This is a genomic window from Amycolatopsis tolypomycina (genome assembly GCF_900105945.1).
Classification (GTDB): domain Bacteria; phylum Actinomycetota; class Actinomycetes; order Mycobacteriales; family Pseudonocardiaceae; genus Amycolatopsis; species Amycolatopsis tolypomycina.
In genome coordinates, this window is sequence record NZ_FNSO01000004.1 from 2,795,042 (window position 1) to 2,809,623 (window position 14,582).

Annotated in this window: 16 protein-coding genes; 13 read left to right on the top strand and 3 right to left on the bottom strand. The window is 72.1% G+C overall.

The window, feature by feature from the left end:
• The first annotated feature begins 1 nt into the window (after position 1).
• The 3 genes from BLW76_RS22875 to BLW76_RS48675 are packed head-to-tail and all read left to right on the top strand — an operon-like array spanning position 2 to position 4,742.
• The gene (locus tag BLW76_RS22875) at positions 2-2,845 is read left to right on the top strand and encodes an ATP-binding protein (RefSeq protein WP_091310737.1); all 2,844 of its coding nucleotides are present in this window, start codon (positions 2-4) and stop codon (positions 2,843-2,845) included.
• On the top strand, positions 2,842-3,045 hold the full coding sequence (locus tag BLW76_RS22880) for a hypothetical protein (RefSeq protein ID WP_091310739.1): 204 nt from the start codon (positions 2,842-2,844) through the stop codon (positions 3,043-3,045). Before BLW76_RS22875 ends, BLW76_RS22880 begins: the two co-directional genes overlap by 4 nt.
• Positions 3,042-4,742, top strand: a complete 1,701-nt coding sequence (locus BLW76_RS48675) for a hypothetical protein (protein WP_091310741.1) — start codon at positions 3,042-3,044, stop codon at positions 4,740-4,742. The genes BLW76_RS22880 and BLW76_RS48675 overlap by 4 nt, the downstream gene beginning before the upstream one ends.
• Position 4,743: 1 nt before the next feature.
• Here the strand turns inward: BLW76_RS48675 and BLW76_RS49790 are convergent, their stop codons facing one another.
• Together BLW76_RS49790 and BLW76_RS22900 are read right to left on the bottom strand one after the other, a co-directional pair.
• The gene (locus tag BLW76_RS49790) at positions 4,744-5,100 is read right to left on the bottom strand and encodes a cupin domain-containing protein (RefSeq protein ID WP_244170273.1); all 357 of its coding nucleotides are present in this window, start codon (positions 5,098-5,100) and stop codon (positions 4,744-4,746) included.
• A 208-nt stretch (positions 5,101-5,308) separates the two neighbouring features.
• The gene (locus BLW76_RS22900) at positions 5,309-5,872 is read right to left on the bottom strand and encodes a helix-turn-helix domain-containing protein (RefSeq protein WP_091310743.1); all 564 of its coding nucleotides are present in this window, start codon (positions 5,870-5,872) and stop codon (positions 5,309-5,311) included.
• Between the two features lie 69 nt (positions 5,873-5,941).
• On the opposite strand from BLW76_RS22900, the gene BLW76_RS22905 reads away from it, so the two are divergent.
• The 5 genes from BLW76_RS22905 (at position 5,942) to BLW76_RS22925 (ending at position 9,265) form a co-directional block, all read left to right on the top strand.
• Positions 5,942-6,634 carry an AzlC family ABC transporter permease gene (locus BLW76_RS22905; protein WP_143060671.1) on the top strand — a complete coding sequence of 231 codons (693 nt, stop codon included), beginning with the start codon at positions 5,942-5,944 and terminating at the stop codon, positions 6,632-6,634.
• Positions 6,634-6,954 carry an AzlD domain-containing protein gene (locus BLW76_RS22910; protein ID WP_091310745.1) on the top strand — a complete coding sequence of 107 codons (321 nt, stop codon included), beginning with the start codon at positions 6,634-6,636 and terminating at the stop codon, positions 6,952-6,954. The genes BLW76_RS22905 and BLW76_RS22910 overlap by 1 nt, the downstream gene beginning before the upstream one ends.
• A gap of 247 nt (positions 6,955-7,201) precedes the next feature.
• Positions 7,202-7,819 (top strand): pyridoxal 5'-phosphate synthase glutaminase subunit PdxT, encoded by a 618-nt coding sequence (pdxT, locus tag BLW76_RS22915; protein ID WP_091310748.1) that lies wholly within the window; start codon positions 7,202-7,204, stop codon positions 7,817-7,819.
• A gap of 41 nt (positions 7,820-7,860) precedes the next feature.
• On the top strand, positions 7,861-8,616 hold the full coding sequence (locus tag BLW76_RS22920) for a YebC/PmpR family DNA-binding transcriptional regulator (protein ID WP_091310751.1): 756 nt from the start codon (positions 7,861-7,863) through the stop codon (positions 8,614-8,616).
• 97 nt (positions 8,617-8,713) lie between these two features.
• A complete protein-coding gene (locus tag BLW76_RS22925; RefSeq protein ID WP_167384692.1) occupies positions 8,714-9,265 on the top strand; it encodes a DUF4262 domain-containing protein in 552 nt (183 codons plus the stop codon).
• Here the strand turns inward: BLW76_RS22925 and BLW76_RS22930 are convergent.
• Entirely contained in the window at positions 9,262-9,702 is a 441-nt protein-coding gene (locus tag BLW76_RS22930; protein WP_091310756.1) for a cupin domain-containing protein, read from the bottom strand. The two genes, BLW76_RS22925 and BLW76_RS22930, sit on opposite strands and share 4 nt — an antisense overlap.
• Before the next feature lie 75 nt (positions 9,703-9,777).
• Here BLW76_RS22930 and ruvC point away from each other — a divergent pair, with 75 nt between their 5' ends.
• The 5 genes from ruvC (at position 9,778) to secD (ending at position 14,582) form a co-directional block, all read left to right on the top strand.
• A complete protein-coding gene (gene ruvC, locus BLW76_RS22935; protein WP_091310759.1) occupies positions 9,778-10,362 on the top strand; it encodes a crossover junction endodeoxyribonuclease RuvC in 585 nt (194 codons plus the stop codon).
• Positions 10,359-10,955, top strand: a complete 597-nt coding sequence (gene ruvA, locus BLW76_RS22940; RefSeq protein ID WP_091310762.1) for a Holliday junction branch migration protein RuvA — start codon at positions 10,359-10,361, stop codon at positions 10,953-10,955. The genes ruvC and ruvA overlap by 4 nt, the downstream gene beginning before the upstream one ends.
• A gap of 9 nt (positions 10,956-10,964) precedes the next feature.
• Positions 10,965-12,032, top strand: coding sequence for a Holliday junction branch migration DNA helicase RuvB (gene ruvB, locus BLW76_RS22945; RefSeq protein WP_167384693.1), 1,068 nt, complete (start codon positions 10,965-10,967; stop codon positions 12,030-12,032).
• A gap of 119 nt (positions 12,033-12,151) precedes the next feature.
• A complete protein-coding gene (gene yajC / locus BLW76_RS22950; RefSeq protein WP_208613357.1) occupies positions 12,152-12,556 on the top strand; it encodes a preprotein translocase subunit YajC in 405 nt (134 codons plus the stop codon).
• Between the two features lie 217 nt (positions 12,557-12,773).
• Complete coding sequence (gene secD, locus BLW76_RS22955; RefSeq protein WP_167384694.1) at positions 12,774-14,582, top strand: protein translocase subunit SecD; 1,809 nt, start codon at positions 12,774-12,776, stop codon at positions 14,580-14,582.

A 14,582-nucleotide genomic window follows, 5' to 3' on the forward strand; every position in this document is an offset into this window, starting at 1 on the left:
CGTGCTGGAGGGGTTCGCGTTCCACGACCTGCTGGCCGTCCCGCGCGGCGACGACCTCGCGACGGGGGTGGACCGGCCCGACGAAACCGGCGGCCGCGCACCGGCGCAGCTGTTCGCCGCGCTGTCCGCGGCGCACGCCGGCCTGCGGTTCCGTGGCCCCGACGCGGCCTTCGCCGTGGCGTGGGAGCGGCCGGCGGGCAGCCGCGCGCTGCGGGTGCTGGTCGGTGGCCGCCCGCATTCGCCCGTCGCCCGCGAGGGGGAAGACGGGGTCGTCCCGGTGCTGTACCCGCCGGGCGGGCTCGGCCGGGCGGCGGACACCGCGGAGATCGCCGCCCGGTGGGCGGCACTGCCGTCCTGGACGCGCTGCACGGGCGGCTCGGATCCACTGTGGACACCGCAGTCGGGTGGCGAAGCGCCCGGCCGGGGCGGGTTCGACGACTACGTCGCCCACATGCCCGGCGCGTTCGCCTGGCTGGTCGTGGCGGAACCCGTTGGCACCGAGGCGGTCGAGCGCGAGCTGCTCGGGCTGGAGACCACGATGCCGCGGCTGCGGCAGCGGGAGAACTCCGAGCCGGACCGGATCGCTCTGCTGCGCGCGGAAGGCCGGTTCCGGGAGCTGTCACGCGCGCGGCCCGCGGGCCTGTGGAACGTGCACGTCCTCGTCGGCGGGCCGGACGAAGCGGCGACCCGTGCGGCGGCCGCGTTGCTGTGCAGCGCCAGCGACCTCGACGCGCTGCCGTACGTGCTGACGCCGGGTTCCGCCTGCGCCGGGTTCGCCGAGGTCTGGGCCAAACCGGTCGAAGACGGTGCGCTGGGCTCGCCGTTCCGGGCGACCGGCGAGCTCGTCGCGGCGCTCGCCCGGCCGCCGAGACGGGAGCTGCCCGGCATCCGGATGACCGAGCCGCCGCTGTTCGACGTCACGCCCGAACACACCGGCGACGTCCCGCTGGGCACGGTGCTCGACGACGCCGACCAGCCGGTCGGGGAGTTCGGCGTCGCGCTGGACACCCTCAACCGGCACACGTTCGTCGCCGGGGCCACCGGCTCGGGCAAGTCCCAGACCGTGCGGCACCTCCTGGAGGGGCTGCACCGCGCCGGGGTGCCGTGGCTGGTGATCGAGCCCGCGAAGGCCGAGTACGCCACGATGGCGGGCCGGCTCGGCGCCGACGGGCAGGTCACGGTGATCCGGCCCGGCGACCCCACGGCCTACCCCGGCGGGCTGAACCCCCTGGAACCCGTCGAGGGCTTCCCGCTGCAGACCCACCTGGACCTCGTCCGCGCCCTGTTCCTGGCCGCCTTCGACGCCGACGAGCCGTTTCCGCAGGTCCTGGCCCAGGCGTTGACCCGGTGCTACACCGACCAGGGCTGGGACACCGTGACCGGGCAGGTGCGCGGGCGGGTCGGTCCGGTGAAGTACCCGAGCCTCGGCGACCTGCAGGCGACCGCGATCGAGGTGGTCAAGGGCATCGGCTACGGCAAGGAGGTCGCCGACAACGTCCGCGGCTTCGTCGACGTCCGGATCGGCTCGCTGCGGCTGGGCACGCCCGGCCGGTTCTTCGAGGGCGGGCACCCGCTGGACGTCGCGGCGTTGCTGCGGGGCAACGTCGTGCTGGAGATCGAGGACATCGGTTCCGACGCCGACAAGGCGTTCTTCATCGGGGCGGTGCTGATCCGGCTGTTCGAGCACCTGCGCGTCCACCACCGGCACGGCTCGCGCGGGCTGAAGCACGTCCTGGTGCTGGAGGAGGCACACCGGCTGCTGAAGCGCGCCGAGCCGGGCAGCCCGGCCGAGCACGCGGTGGAGCTGTTCACCTCCCTGCTGGCGGAAATCCGGGCCTACGGCGAGGGAATCGTCGTCGCCGAGCAGATCCCGGGCAAGATCGTGCCGGACGTCGTCAAGAACACCGCGTGCAAGATCCTGCACCGGCTGCCGGCGGAGGACGATCGCCAGGCCGTCGGCGCGACGATGAACCTGAGTGAGGCCCAGTCCCGCCACGTCGTGACGTTGCCCCCGGGCCGGGCGGCGGTGTTCACCGACGGCATGGACCGGCCGCTGCGGTTGCGGATGCCGCTGAACGAAGCCGCCGAGGACACGGCGCGCGTGTCGAAGTCGCCACCGGTGGCCGCCCGCCGGAGTGCCGCTTGTGGCCGGTTGTGCGCCGCGTCGCCGTGCACGCTGGGCCGGATCGGCGAGGCTGTGCACCGGGCGGACCACGACCCGAAACTGGTGCTGTGGCTGGAACTGCTGACGGTCTCGCACCTCACCGGCCGCCGCGCCCCCGAGCCGGACCAGGGCTGGCTCGCCTCGCTGCGGCGTTCGTTCGACGAGCAGACACTGGAGTGCGCGGTGGCGCACCGCATCCAGGCGGCGGTCGACGCGCGCTACGCGGGCATCGCGGAGTACAACGCCCCCGGCGAGTTCGTCGCGCACCTGGCAGGCAGCGCGACGCGCACGCTGAACGGCGAGCCCGGTTGCGCCTTCCCGGAAGTCCGGTGGCAGGCAGGCACCTACCGGTGGTTCGACGTCAAGCGGGCCCTGAAACCGCGCGAGGGCCCGGACGACGCACCGCACCCCGCAACGGAATCGTGGGCCGCGCGCGGCCTGGAGCTGAGCGGGCGCACCCGGGCCGAGCAGCTCGCGGAGCTGCTCGACCGCCCCGAGTGCTGGCGCGACGACGACGCAACAGTGCTCGGCACGGTGCGGCCGACGCTGATCGACATCGCGGTCCGGAAGCTCAGCAGGGAAGGAGATCCGGGCAAGCGCCTGCTGCACGCGGCCGGCTTCCTGAACCTGCCCAACAGCTGGGCGGTGGCGGTGCTCAAGCTGGCGGGGAGGGACCGATGAGGGAGACCGGCGACGAGGAAGCCGAGGCCAGGGAGGGCGTCCGAGCTGACTGGGCGGCGGAGGTGGCGAACACGATGGGCGGCGAGATCGCGGAGGCGATCACCCCGATCGCGCGGGACGTGTACGAGAGCCGGGAACAGGACAAGATCCAGGCTGACGCGCAGCTCGTGCGCCAGTTCGGCAAGAAGAGCGAAGAATGAGCGAGACGAGCGAGAACCCCGAACCCGCGGACGAGGGCGAGGCCCCGGCCCAGGGCGCCGAAGAGCCGGAACCGTCCGACCAGAGCGGCCCACAGGAAGCCGACGACGAGGACGATCCGCCTGCCTCGGAATCTTCGGAATCCTCGGATTCGCCGCCGCCGGACCAGGACAACGCGGAAGAGACGGACACGCAGCCCGCTGATCAAGAGCGGGACGGCGAGCCCGCCGCAGGGCCACAGGAAGCCGACGACGAGGGCGACGATCCGGACGACAGCGAGGTTCCTGCCGCCGAGGACGAGGAAGCCGACGACACGGAGACTGCGGAGCCGGAGCCTGAGGCGGCGGAGGCTGAGGCGGCCGAGACCGAGAGCGCGGAGAGTGAAGCCGCGGAGGTTGAGGCGGCCGAGACTGAGGCTGCGGAGACCGAGAGCGCGGAGACCGAGGCCGCGGAGGTTGAGGCGGCGGAGGCTGAGGCCGCGGAAGCTGAGGCTGCGGAGACCGAGAGCGCGGAGACTGAGGCGGCGGAGGTTGAGGCGGCGGAGGCTGAGGCCGCGGAAGCTGAGGCTGCGGAGACCGAGAGCGCGGAGACTGAGGCTGCGGAGACCGAGGCGGCCGAGACCGAGGCCGCGGAGGTTGAGGCGGCGGAGACTGAGGCCGCGGAGACTGAAGCCGCGGAGGTTGAGGCGGCGGAGACCGAGGCGGCGGAAGCTGAGGCCGCGGAGACCGAGGCGGCGGAGACCGAGGCCGCGGAAACCGACGACGCGCAGACCGATGCGGACGACGCGGCTCAGACGGACACGCAAAACCCGCCCGCGGACGACAACCAGCCCCCACCCGAGGACCACGAACTCGAGTTGGAATTGAAGCCCCGCGGGCCAGGGTGGGATGGCAACTGGTCGTCCCCGGAGTCGAAGCCGCAGAGTGAGCAGCCCGCCGCGCAGCAGGAAACCGTCGTCACCACTGAGACCGAAAGCGGTGAGGCAGCCGAGCAGCAATCCGGCCAGCAAACCGAGCGCCAAGCCGAGCAGCAATCCGATCAACAAACCGAGCAGCAAACCGACCAAGAAGCCCAGCAACAAACAGAGCAAGAAACCGAACCCCAGAACGAGCGCGCCGAGCAGCAAGCCCCCGAGGCGCCCAACCCCTACCGCGGCGAGTTCGACCCCACGACCGGCGAACTGAAACTGGACCGCGACGCGCCCGACAAGCCCAAGGAGACTCCGCGCGAGCACGAGGCCGGCGACACCGCCGCCGGGCCGTGGAACTCGGATTCCGACAGTGAGGTCGTCGCCCGGTACGAGGACGGGGATGGCTGGGAGGTCGGTCCGGACACCCCCGCCGAACGTGAGCAGCGGATGGAGGAGATGGCCGAGAAGCTCAAGGGTGACGAGAAGACCGCGGCGGTACTCGCCGACAAGGGGCCTGATCTCGCCGAGCCGATCGTCAAGCTCTGGGATGGCGCGGAGGCCAAAGCCGAAGCCAAGAACGAGGCCAAAACCGAAGCCAAGGAAAACACGGACCACACCTCGACCACCCACGACAACAACCCGCACCTCGAGCCGGCCGAGTCGCAGGCTTCCACCCCGGACATGGTCGGGTCCGTGGCCATGACCGGCGTGGCGCTGGTGGCCATGGTGCGGCAGTGGCTCGCCGACCGGCGCGGCGGCGCGAGCGCTCCCGACGAGGACGACGGGTGAGCTACCCCTCGGGGTGGAAGAGGAACAGCGTGCACCCCGTGACACTGGCGGGCACGTGCCAGGACCCGGCCGGGGCGTGCAGGAACGTCCCGGCCGGATGGCTGCCGGCGCCGTCGTCGAAGGTGCCCGCGACCACGTAGACCTCGTCCGGAAGGGCCACGGAGCGGCCTACGCGGCCCTGCTCGCGCGGCACGTGGTGCTGCCGCCGCACCGCGAAGGTGGCCAGGCGTAGTACGCGCCGCCGCCCGGCGCGGACGACGGCGAACGGGACGGCCTCCTGGAGTGGGCCGGCGCCCGCCTCGGCACGCCGTTGCCGGTGGGGGGAGCTGGCCGCGCACCTCGACGTCTCCCCGCGCACGGCTGGCCCGGCGCTTCGCCAACCGGCTCGGGACCAGCCCGGGCGCCTGGCTGCCGGCCCGCCGCTGGCGGCGGCGCGCACGCTGGAGGAGGCGGACCTGCCGGTGAAGCGGTCGCGGTGGCCTGGCCTCGGCGGTCAACCTGCGCCGCCGCTTCCGCGAGCGCGTCGGCACCACGCCGGGCGCCTACCGGCGGGCGTTCCGGACGCCCTAGATGTACTCGGAGATCTCGACGCCGTACGTGCCCGGCTCGAGCGCCTCGAAGATGTGCGGGACGTCGCCGGGGTAGCAGATGTAGTCCCCGGGCAGCAGCTCCTCCGGGGCGTCCGTGACGCCGACGCGGGCCCGGCCCGCGCACAGCACGATGTGCTCGACCACGCCGGTCATGTGCGGGTCGGAGCGCCGGGGCGTGCCCGGCTCGCCGCGGACGACGTAGATGTCGCGGCGGGCGCCGGTGGGGCAGGCCGACAGCAGCGTGCACGCGTAGTCGGCGTGTTCGGCGAAGACGGTCGGCCCCTTGCCCGCGCGGACGACACGGACCTTGGGCCGTTCCGGTTCGACCAGCCGGGAGAAGGGCACGTCGAGGGCGACGCCGAGGGCCCAGAGCGTCTCGACGCTGGGGTTTCCGGTGCCCGACTCGAGCTGCGAGAGCGTCGACTTGGCCAGGCCGGCGCGGCGCGCGACCTCGGTCAGCGACAGCCCCGCGCGGGTGCGTTCGCGGCGCAGGGAGGCGGCGATGATCTCCAGCGGGGCCCCGCCGGCTTCCTGGGACATCTCTGTTCGCTCCATCGGTCTTCTCGTTCGGCTTGACGAACACAGGGCCGTACGTTCACTGTAGAACACATGCGTTCGATATGGCGAACACTCGATCGGGGCCTCGCCCGTGACGTCGGCCTGGTCTGTCTGGCCGATTGTCTCGTGGGGGTCTCCTACGGCGCCATCGCGGTGAGCTCGGGCTTCCCGCTGTGGCTGCCGATGCTGATGTCGCTGCTGGTCTTCGCGGGGGCGTCGCAGTTCATGTTCATCGGCATCGTCGCGGCGGGCGGCAACCCGTTCGCGGCCGTGCTGGCCGGGCTGCTGGCCAACGCCCGCCACCTGCCGTTCGGCTTCGCGATCGGCGACGTGCTGGGCAAGCGGTGGGCGGCCCGGCTGGCGGGCAGTCACCTGATGATCGACGAATCGGTGGCGTTCGCGCTGGCCCAGGAGGAGGCACACCGCCGCCGCGCGGCCTACTGGGTGTGCGGGATCGGCCTGTTCGCCTGCTGGAACGTCGGCGTGGTCGCCGGCGCGTTCGCCGGGACGGCGATCAGCGACACGGACGCGTTCGGCCTGGACGCGGCGTTCCCGGCGGTGCTGCTGGCCCTGGTGCTGCCGTCGCTGCGCGACAAGGCGGCGCGGCTGCCGGTGCTGGTCGGGGTGCTGGTCGCGCTGGCCGCGACACCGTTCCTGCCGGCCGGGCTGCCGGTGCTGCTGGCGCTGGCGGGCGTGCTGGTCGGCGTGCTCGCCAAGGAGCCGGAGATGGAGGAGGCGCGCTGATGGACGGGACGGAACTGCTGGTCGCGACGGCGGTGCTGGCGCTCGGGACGTTCGCGTTCCGGTTCGCGGGCCCGGCGCTGCGCAGCCGGGTGAAGCTGACGCCGCGCGCCGAGCGCTTGATGGCCCTGGCGGCGGTGGTGCTGCTGGCGGCGCTGGTCGCGGTGAGCGCGCTGACGGAGGGCCACGGCTTCGCGGGGATCGCCCGGCCGGCCGGGGTGCTGGTGGCGGGAGTGCTGGCGTGGCGGAAGGCCCCGTTCGCACTGGTGGTCGTGGCGGCCGCGGCGACGGCGGCACTGCTGAGGCTGGCCGGCGTCCCCTGACTCGGGTGCACGTTGTTGTCCGGTCGCCAGCGCCCCAATGTGGCGTTGGGTGCGTTGGACGCACCGAACGCCACATTGGGTGCGTTGGACGCACCGAACGCCACATTGGGTGCGTTGAGCGCAACCAAGGCCACCTTGGGGCGCTCGGGGCCAGGTGCGGCGGAGCCGGGCGGGAGCGGGCCTGACCTGCCGGTCAGCCGCCGAGTCAGTACGTCTAGGCTGGTGGGAAGGTCTTTCGGGAGGTCGGGTGTCGTCGGAACCACTCATCGGGGTGCTTGCCATGCAGGGTGCCGTGCGGGAGCACGTTGCCATGCTGGCCGAAGCCGGGGCGCGTGCCGTGCCGGTGCGGCGGGCCGCTGAGTTGTCCGAAGTGGACGGTCTGGTGCTGCCCGGTGGCGAGTCCACCACCATGTCGCGGCTGCTGGAGAGCTTCGAGCTGCTGGAACCCCTCCGGGCGCGGATCGCCGACGGGCTGCCTGCCTTCGGCTCCTGCGCCGGGATGATCCTGCTCGCCCGGCAGACCCTCGACGGGCGGCCCGACCAGCAGCAGCTCGGCGGGCTCGACGTCGTCGTGCGGCGGAACGCCTTCGGCAGGCAGGTCGACTCCTTCGAAGCCGACCTCGACTTCGGCGGGATCGACGACGCAGTGCACGCCGTCTTCATCCGCGCTCCCTGGGTCGAGAAGGCCGGTGACGGCGTCGAGGTGCTGGCCACCGTCAGCGGCGTGCCCGGCGTGGACACCGGCACCGCTAGGATCGTCGCGGTCCGGCAGGGGGCGGTGCTGGCGACCGCGTTCCACCCGGAACTCACGCCCGACGTGCGGGTGCACCGGCTGTTCGTCGACCTCGTGCGAAAGGCTGCCTGAGACGCGGTGCCCGGCCGGGGTACGGAACAGATGGAGGAGAGATGAGCGGCCACTCCAAGTGGGCCACCACGAAGCACAAGAAGGCCAACCTCGACGCGAAGCGCGGCAAGCTCTTCGCGCGGTTGATCAAGAACATCGAGGTGGCCGCCCGCACGGGCACCGGTGGTGGCGACCCGGACGGCAACCCCACGCTCTACGACGCCATCCAGAAGGCGAAGAAGAACTCGGTTCCGCAGGACAACATCGAGCGCGCCCGCAAGCGCGGCGCCGGTGAAGAGGCCGGTGGTGCCGACTGGCAGACCATCACCTACGAGGGTTACGGCCCGAACGGTGTCGCCGTCCTGATCGAGTGCCTCACCGACAACCGCAACCGCGCGGCGTCGGAGGTCCGCACCGCGCTGACCCGCAACGGCGGCTCGCTCGCCGACCCCGGCTCGGTGGCCTACCTGTTCAACCGCAAGGGCGTCGTGCTGATGCCCAAGGGTGACGCGGCCGAGGACGACGTCCTCATGGCGGTCCTCGACGCGGGTGCCGAGGAGGTCAACGACCTCGGCGAGAGCTTCGAAATCGTGTCCGAGGCGACCGACCTGGTGCCGGTCCGCAAGGCGCTGCAGGACGCCGGCTTCGAATACGAGTCGGCCGACCTCACCTTCCTGCCCTCGGTGAGCGTCCCGCTCGACGCCGACGGCGCGAAGAAGGTCTTCAAGCTCATCGACGCCCTCGAAGACTGCGACGACGTCCAGAACGTCTACGCCAACTTCGACGTCTCCGACGAGGTGCTCGCCGAGGTCGGCTGATTTTGCTGCGTCGTTTTCCCTTGCGCCGCAACGCTTTCGTGCCCGGGCCGGAAATTTCCGGCCCGGGCACTGGGCTGTGGCGGGCTCGTCAGGCAGAATGTGCGCCGTGACCTCGACGACCCCCGCCGCTGCCGCCGACATCACCGCCGAACTGTCCGCGGAAGAACTGCGCCTCATCGAATGGATCGAGGGGCAGGCGAAGGAACGCGGCAACGCCGTCATCAACGTCGCCGGTGACGACGAAGGCGCCGGCTACTCCTTCACCGCGTGCGCCTGGGCGCTGCACAACGTGCCGGAGGCCGTCGTCGTCGGGCTGCCCGGCACCATGGGCCAGGTGCTGCTCGACGCCTACGTCGACCGCGCGGCCAACGGGGAGATCTTCGAGGTCGGCAAGCGCTACGACGACTTCTTCGAAGGCGTCCCGGTGGTCCTCGAGCGCGTCAACAAGGGGCACTACCCCGAGTTCTTCGGCACGGCCTTCCTCATCTACCCGGACGGCGACTTCCCGGCCCTGCAGCTCATCGTCGCGACGCCCGAGGGCAAGTTCCCCTGGCACCCGGACGCACCCGAGGGCTTCGACCGGTGGCAGCCGGTGCTGACCGAAAGCGGTGATCCCGAGAGCTGGACCCCCGGGGTCGACGGTCCCTAGAACTTCCGCAGGTCGGCGGCCGCTTCCGGGTACTTCGACGCCAGCTCCGCAGCGGGCGCGAATTCCACGCAGTCGTCGGTGTAGGGCGGCACGACGACCGTGCCCAGCAGGCTCCACTCGCCCCGCGTGACCGTGGCCTGCCAGGTCCCGGCGGGCACCACGACCTGCGGCCGCTCTCCGGCGGCGACGTCGGTGCCCAGCACCGGCCGCTCCACCGAGCCGTCCGGGTGCAGCAGCAGCATCTCCGCCGGCGCACCCGCGTGGTGGACGTACACCTCGACGCGGTCCAGCCGGTGCGGCGCGGAGAACTCCGGCGCGACGAGCAGGTAGTAGATCGCGGACCCGGCGTCGGAACGCCAGCTCTGCGCCCACCGCCCGCCTTCGACCGGGAGCGGCTGGAGACCCAGGTGGGTGACGAAATCGGCGGGCTGCGGCATGTCCTCCATCCTGCCGCAGGCGCGCCCAGTAGCCTGCAAGCTCGAACTGGTGTTCGCGGCGGGAAGGAAAAACGGGTGCGGGTGCTCGGGGTCGACCCCGGTCTGACCAGGTGCGGCCTGGGGGTGGTCGACGGCGGCAAGGGCCGGGCCGTCCGCTGCGTCGCCGTCGACGTCGTGCGGACGCCGGCGGACGCCGACCTGGCGCACCGCCTGCTCGGCATCTCCGACGAGGTCGAGCGGTGGATGGACAAGTACAAGCCGGCCGCGGTGGCGGTCGAGCGGGTCTTCGCCCAGCACAACGTCCGCACCGCGATGGGCACCGCGCAGGCCGGCGGCGTGGTCGCGCTCGCCGCCGCGCGCCGGGGCCTGCCCGTCGTCTTCCACACGCCCAGCGAGGTCAAGGCCGCCGTCAGCGGGTCGGGCCGGGCCGACAAGGCGCAGGTCACCGCCATGGTGATGCGCCTGCTCAACCTCGAGGTCGCGCCGAAGCCCGCGGACGCCGCCGACGCGCTCGCCCTCGCCATCTGCCACCTCTGGCGGGAGCCGATGCGGGCCCGGCTCGCCGAAGCCGAAGCCCGCGCGGCCGAGATGGCCCGCACGCACAAAGCCCGCCTCGCCGCGGCGGCGAAACAAGTCAAGAACCCAGGAGCAGCACGATGATCTCGTCGGTACGCGGAGAAGTCCTCTCGGTCGGTCTCGACCACGTCGTGGTCGAGGTCGGCGGGGTCGGCTTCGCCGTGCAGGCCACCCCGGCGACCCTGGCCACGCTCCGCCGCGGCGAAGAGGCCCGCCTGCACACCGCGCTGGTCGTGCGCGAGGACTCGCTGACGCTGTTCGGCTTCGCCGACGCCGACGCGCGCGAGCTGTTCGGGCTGCTGCAGACGGTGTCCGGGATCGGGCCGCGGCTGGCGCTGGCCACCCTCGCCGTGCTCGACCCGGACAAGCTGCGGGCCGCGCTGGTGGAAGGCAACATCACCGTGCTCACCTCGGTGCCCGGCATCGGCCGCAAGGGCGCCGAGCGGCTCACCCTCGAACTGCGTGACAAGGTCACCGCGCTGGCCGGCGCCGGCGACGCGCCCGCCGTCACCGCGCCGGGTGCCCTGCGCGCCGAGGTCGTCGAGGCCCTCGCCGGGCTCGGCTTCCCGGCCAAGCAGGCCGAGCAGGCCGTGGACAAGGTCCTCGCCGACGGTGACGGCCACACCACGTCCAGCGTGCTGCGTGCCGCACTGGCCACCCTCGGCCGGAAGCGGTAGGCGCGGGGAGTGGAGTATGAGGCGGTGGACGAGGAAGAGGCCCTCTCGGCGTGGGCCCAGACCGGCGAAGAGAACGTCGAGGGCACCCTGCGCCCGCGCAAGCTCGACGAGTTCGTCGGCCAGCCGCGCGTGCGCGAGCAGCTGGAGCTGGTGCTGGAGAGCGCGCGCCGCCGCGGGGTCCCGCCCGACCACGTCCTGCTGTCCGGCCCGCCCGGGCTCGGCAAGACGTCGATGGCCATGATCGTCGCCGCCGAGCTGGGCGCGGCCATCCGGATCACCTCCGGTCCCGCGCTCGAACGGGCCGGCGACCTGGCCGCGATGCTGTCCAACCTCGCGCCCGGCGACGTCCTGTTCATCGACGAGATCCACCGGATCGCCCGGCCCGCCGAGGAGATGCTCTACCTGGCGATGGAGGACTTCCGGGTCGACGTCGTCGTCGGCAAGGGCCCGGGCGCCACCAGCATCCCCCTCGAAATCGCGCCGTTCACGCTGGTCGGGGCCACCACCCGGTCCGGCTCGCTGACCGGCCCGCTGCGCGACCGGTTCGGCTTCACCGGCCAGATGGAGTTCTACACCGACGCGGAGCTGGAGCTGGTCGTCCGCCGCGCCGCGACGATCCTCGACATCCCGATCGACCGCGAGGGCTGCGCCGAGATCGCCCGCCGCTCGCGCGGCACGCCCCGGATCGCGAACCGGCTGCTGCGGCGCGTCCGCGACTACGCCGAGGTCCGCGCCGACGGCAAGGTGACCCGCGAGGTCGCCCGCGCCGCGCTGGCCGTCTACGACGTCGACGAGCTCGGCCTCGACCGGCTCGACCGGGCCGTGCTCACCGCGCTGACCAGGTCGTTCGGCGGCGGGCCGGTGGGCATCTCGACGCTGGCGGTGGCCGTGGGGGAGGAGGCGACCACCGTGGAAGAGGTCTGCGAGCCCTACCTCGTGCGCGCCGGTATGCTCGCCCGCACCCCGCGCGGCCGCGTCGCGACCGCGTCCGCGTGGGAACACCTCGGCATGGTGCCGCCCGCGGACCTCCCGGGGCGCCCGGACCAGGGCGGGCCGTCGCTCTTCGAACAGGATTGAGCGGCTCGTACCGGCGGGTGGGTGTCGGCGTCCGCGCTGGTACCTGGCACACTCGACAGGAGCACATACCCAAAACCGGACATTTCGGCAGGGCCCGGGTGTCCGTCGAACGGAGAATCATGCAACAGCTATTGCTGCCCCTGCTGCTCGTGCTCGTCCTCGCCGTGCCGCTGGTGATGAGCACCCGCAAGCAGAAGAAGCAGCAGGCCGCGCAGCAGGAACTGCAGAGCAGCCTGGCGCCCGGTGACCGCGTGATGACCACGTCCGGTCTGTACGGCACCGTCGCCGACGCTTCGGGCGACACCACGATCGACATCGAGATCGCCCCCGGTGTCGTCACCACGTGGCTGCGGCTGGCCGTCCGCGAGAAGGTCGAGCCGGTCGTCGAGACCGAAGAAGACGCCGCCGACGAGGTCGAGGAGACCGTCGAGGAGCCGAAGGCCGTCGAGGCGACCGCCGTCAAGACCGACGAGCCGCAGACCACCGCGCAGGTGGCGCCGCCGCTGGAGCACGGCAAGAAGTAACCCCCGCGGCACTCCTGGGCGAGGCCGGGAATCCCGACGAAAGTCGGTATGACCTCGCACGCCGGGCTCACGCAGCACCGAGTAGTGTCTCGGTGCTGCGTGCGTGTCCGCCGTCATACCCGTGCCCGGGAGTGAATCGCACACAGTCCCTCCCGGTAACCCTCCGGGCGGGCACCGCAACTTTGGGGTCCACCCCGTCCGAGGAGACCGAAGCACCGTGGCAGCTTCCGCCGGGCATCTCCGCCCGGGACGCTATCTCGCCCTGTTCGCCCTGATCGTGATCGTCTTGTACGCGCTGGTGTTCCTCACCGGCAACCACAAGCCGACCCCGAAGCTGGGTATCGACCTGCAGGGCGGCACCCGGGTCACGCTCACCGCCCGCACCCCCGACGGCGGCCAGCCGACCCGTGAGTCCCTGAACCAGGCCCGCCAGATCATCGAACGGCGCGTCAACGGGATCGGCGTCAGCGGCACCGAGGTCCTCCTCGACGGCAACAACGTCGTGATCACGGTCCCGGGTGAGCAGGGCGACCAGGCGAAGAACCTGGGCAAGACCGCGAAGCTGGGCTTCCGGAAGGTCGTCTCCGCCGCCACCCAGCCGGTGGTGCCGCCGCAGCCGACCACCCCGCCGCCCGCCACGGGCACCCCGACCTCGGGTGCGCCGAACTCGGGTGCGCCGACCTCCGGCGCGCCGACCTCGGGCACCAAGCCGCCGGCCACGTCGACCGCGCCGCCGACGGCAGGCGGCGGTGGCGCCGCCGGTGCCCTCGCGCAGCAGCAGAGCACCACGCCGGCCGCGCCGAGCAGCAGCGCCCCGCCCGCGTCGACCCCGGCGCCGGCTCCCGCGCCGTCGGACGGCTCGGTCGACGCGCAGACCGCGCAGGAGATCCAGGCCGCCAAGGCCCTCCGGCAGAACCCGCAGCTGATCGGCGCCGACGGCCAGCCGAACCAGGAGCTCGTCGCCAAGGCCATGGCGGCGCTCACCTGCGCGCCGAACGCCAAGGACCCCCTCGAGGGCAACGACGACCCGAAGCTGCCGCTGGTCGCCTGCGGTGACAATGACACCGCCAAGTACCTGCTGGAGCCGGAGTTCCTGCCGGGCACCGAGATCGCCGACTCCACCTCGGGCTACGACCAGCAGCGCGGCCAGTGGGTGGTGAACCTCAGCTTCAAGAGCGAGGGCACCAAGACCTGGGCCGACTTCACCTCGAAGAACCAGGGCCAGCAGGCCGCGTTCGTGCTCGACACGCAGGTCGTGTCCGCGCCGAACATCCAGGTGGCCATCCTCGACGGCAACACCCAGATCACCGGCAAGTTCACCCAGACCGAGGCGAAGAACCTCTCGGACATCCTCAAGTACGGCTCGCTGCCGCTGTCGTTCGCCTCGTCGGACGCGACCACGGTGTCGGCGACCCTCGGCCTGGCCTCGCTGGAGGCCGGCCTGATCGCCGGCGGCATCGGCCTGCTGGTCGTGTTCATCTACTGCCTGTTCTACTACCGGCTGCTCGGCGTGCTCACCATCCTGTCGCTGGCCCTGTCCGGCGCGCTGGTGTTCGCGGTGCTGGTGCTGCTCGGCCGGTGGATCGGCTACACGCTGGACCTCGCGGGCATCGCCGGCCTGATCATCGCCATCGGTATCACGGCGGACTCGTTCGTCATCTACTTCGAACGGCTCAAGGACGAGATCCGGGAGGGCCGGACCTTCCGGTCCGCGGTGCCGCGCGGCTGGGTCCGCGCCCGGCGCACCATCCTGGCTTCGGACGCGGTGAGCTTCCTGGCCGCGGCCATCCTGTACGTCATCGCGGTCGGCGACGTCCAGGGCTTCGCGTTCACCCTCGGCATGTCCACGGTGCTCGACCTGGTCGTCGTGTACCTGGTGACGCACCCGCTGGTGGCCATGGTGTCCACGTCCAAGAACAGTTTCCTGTCCAATCCGAGGCACCTGGGCCTCGGCGCCGTGCAGCAAGTGGGTTCGCAGCGTAAGAAGTCGACCTCGGTCGGCCGCGCGAACGTGAAGGAGGCCTGA

What these genes read in the sequence shown, in the direction of transcription:
- BLW76_RS22880 (WP_091310739.1), top strand. Translation starts at nt 2,842, where the DNA reads ATGAGGGAGACCGGCGACGAGGAAGCCGAGGCCAGGGAGGGCGTCCGA.
- BLW76_RS48675 (WP_091310741.1), top strand. Translation starts at nt 3,042, where the DNA reads ATGAGCGAGACGAGCGAGAACCCCGAACCCGCGGACGAGGGCGAGGCC.
- BLW76_RS22900 (WP_091310743.1), bottom strand. Translation starts at nt 5,872, where the DNA reads ATGTCCCAGGAAGCCGGCGGGGCCCCGCTGGAGATCATCGCCGCCTCC.
- BLW76_RS22905 (WP_143060671.1), top strand. Translation starts at nt 5,942, where the DNA reads ATGCGTTCGATATGGCGAACACTCGATCGGGGCCTCGCCCGTGACGTC.
- BLW76_RS22910 (WP_091310745.1), top strand. Translation starts at nt 6,634, where the DNA reads ATGGACGGGACGGAACTGCTGGTCGCGACGGCGGTGCTGGCGCTCGGG.
- BLW76_RS22920 (WP_091310751.1), top strand. Translation starts at nt 7,861, where the DNA reads ATGAGCGGCCACTCCAAGTGGGCCACCACGAAGCACAAGAAGGCCAAC.
- BLW76_RS22925 (WP_167384692.1), top strand. Translation starts at nt 8,714, where the DNA reads ATGTGCGCCGTGACCTCGACGACCCCCGCCGCTGCCGCCGACATCACC.
- BLW76_RS22930 (WP_091310756.1), bottom strand. Translation starts at nt 9,702, where the DNA reads ATGCCGCAGCCCGCCGATTTCGTCACCCACCTGGGTCTCCAGCCGCTC.
- ruvA (WP_091310762.1), top strand. Translation starts at nt 10,359, where the DNA reads ATGATCTCGTCGGTACGCGGAGAAGTCCTCTCGGTCGGTCTCGACCAC.
- yajC (WP_208613357.1), top strand. Translation starts at nt 12,152, where the DNA reads ATGCAACAGCTATTGCTGCCCCTGCTGCTCGTGCTCGTCCTCGCCGTG.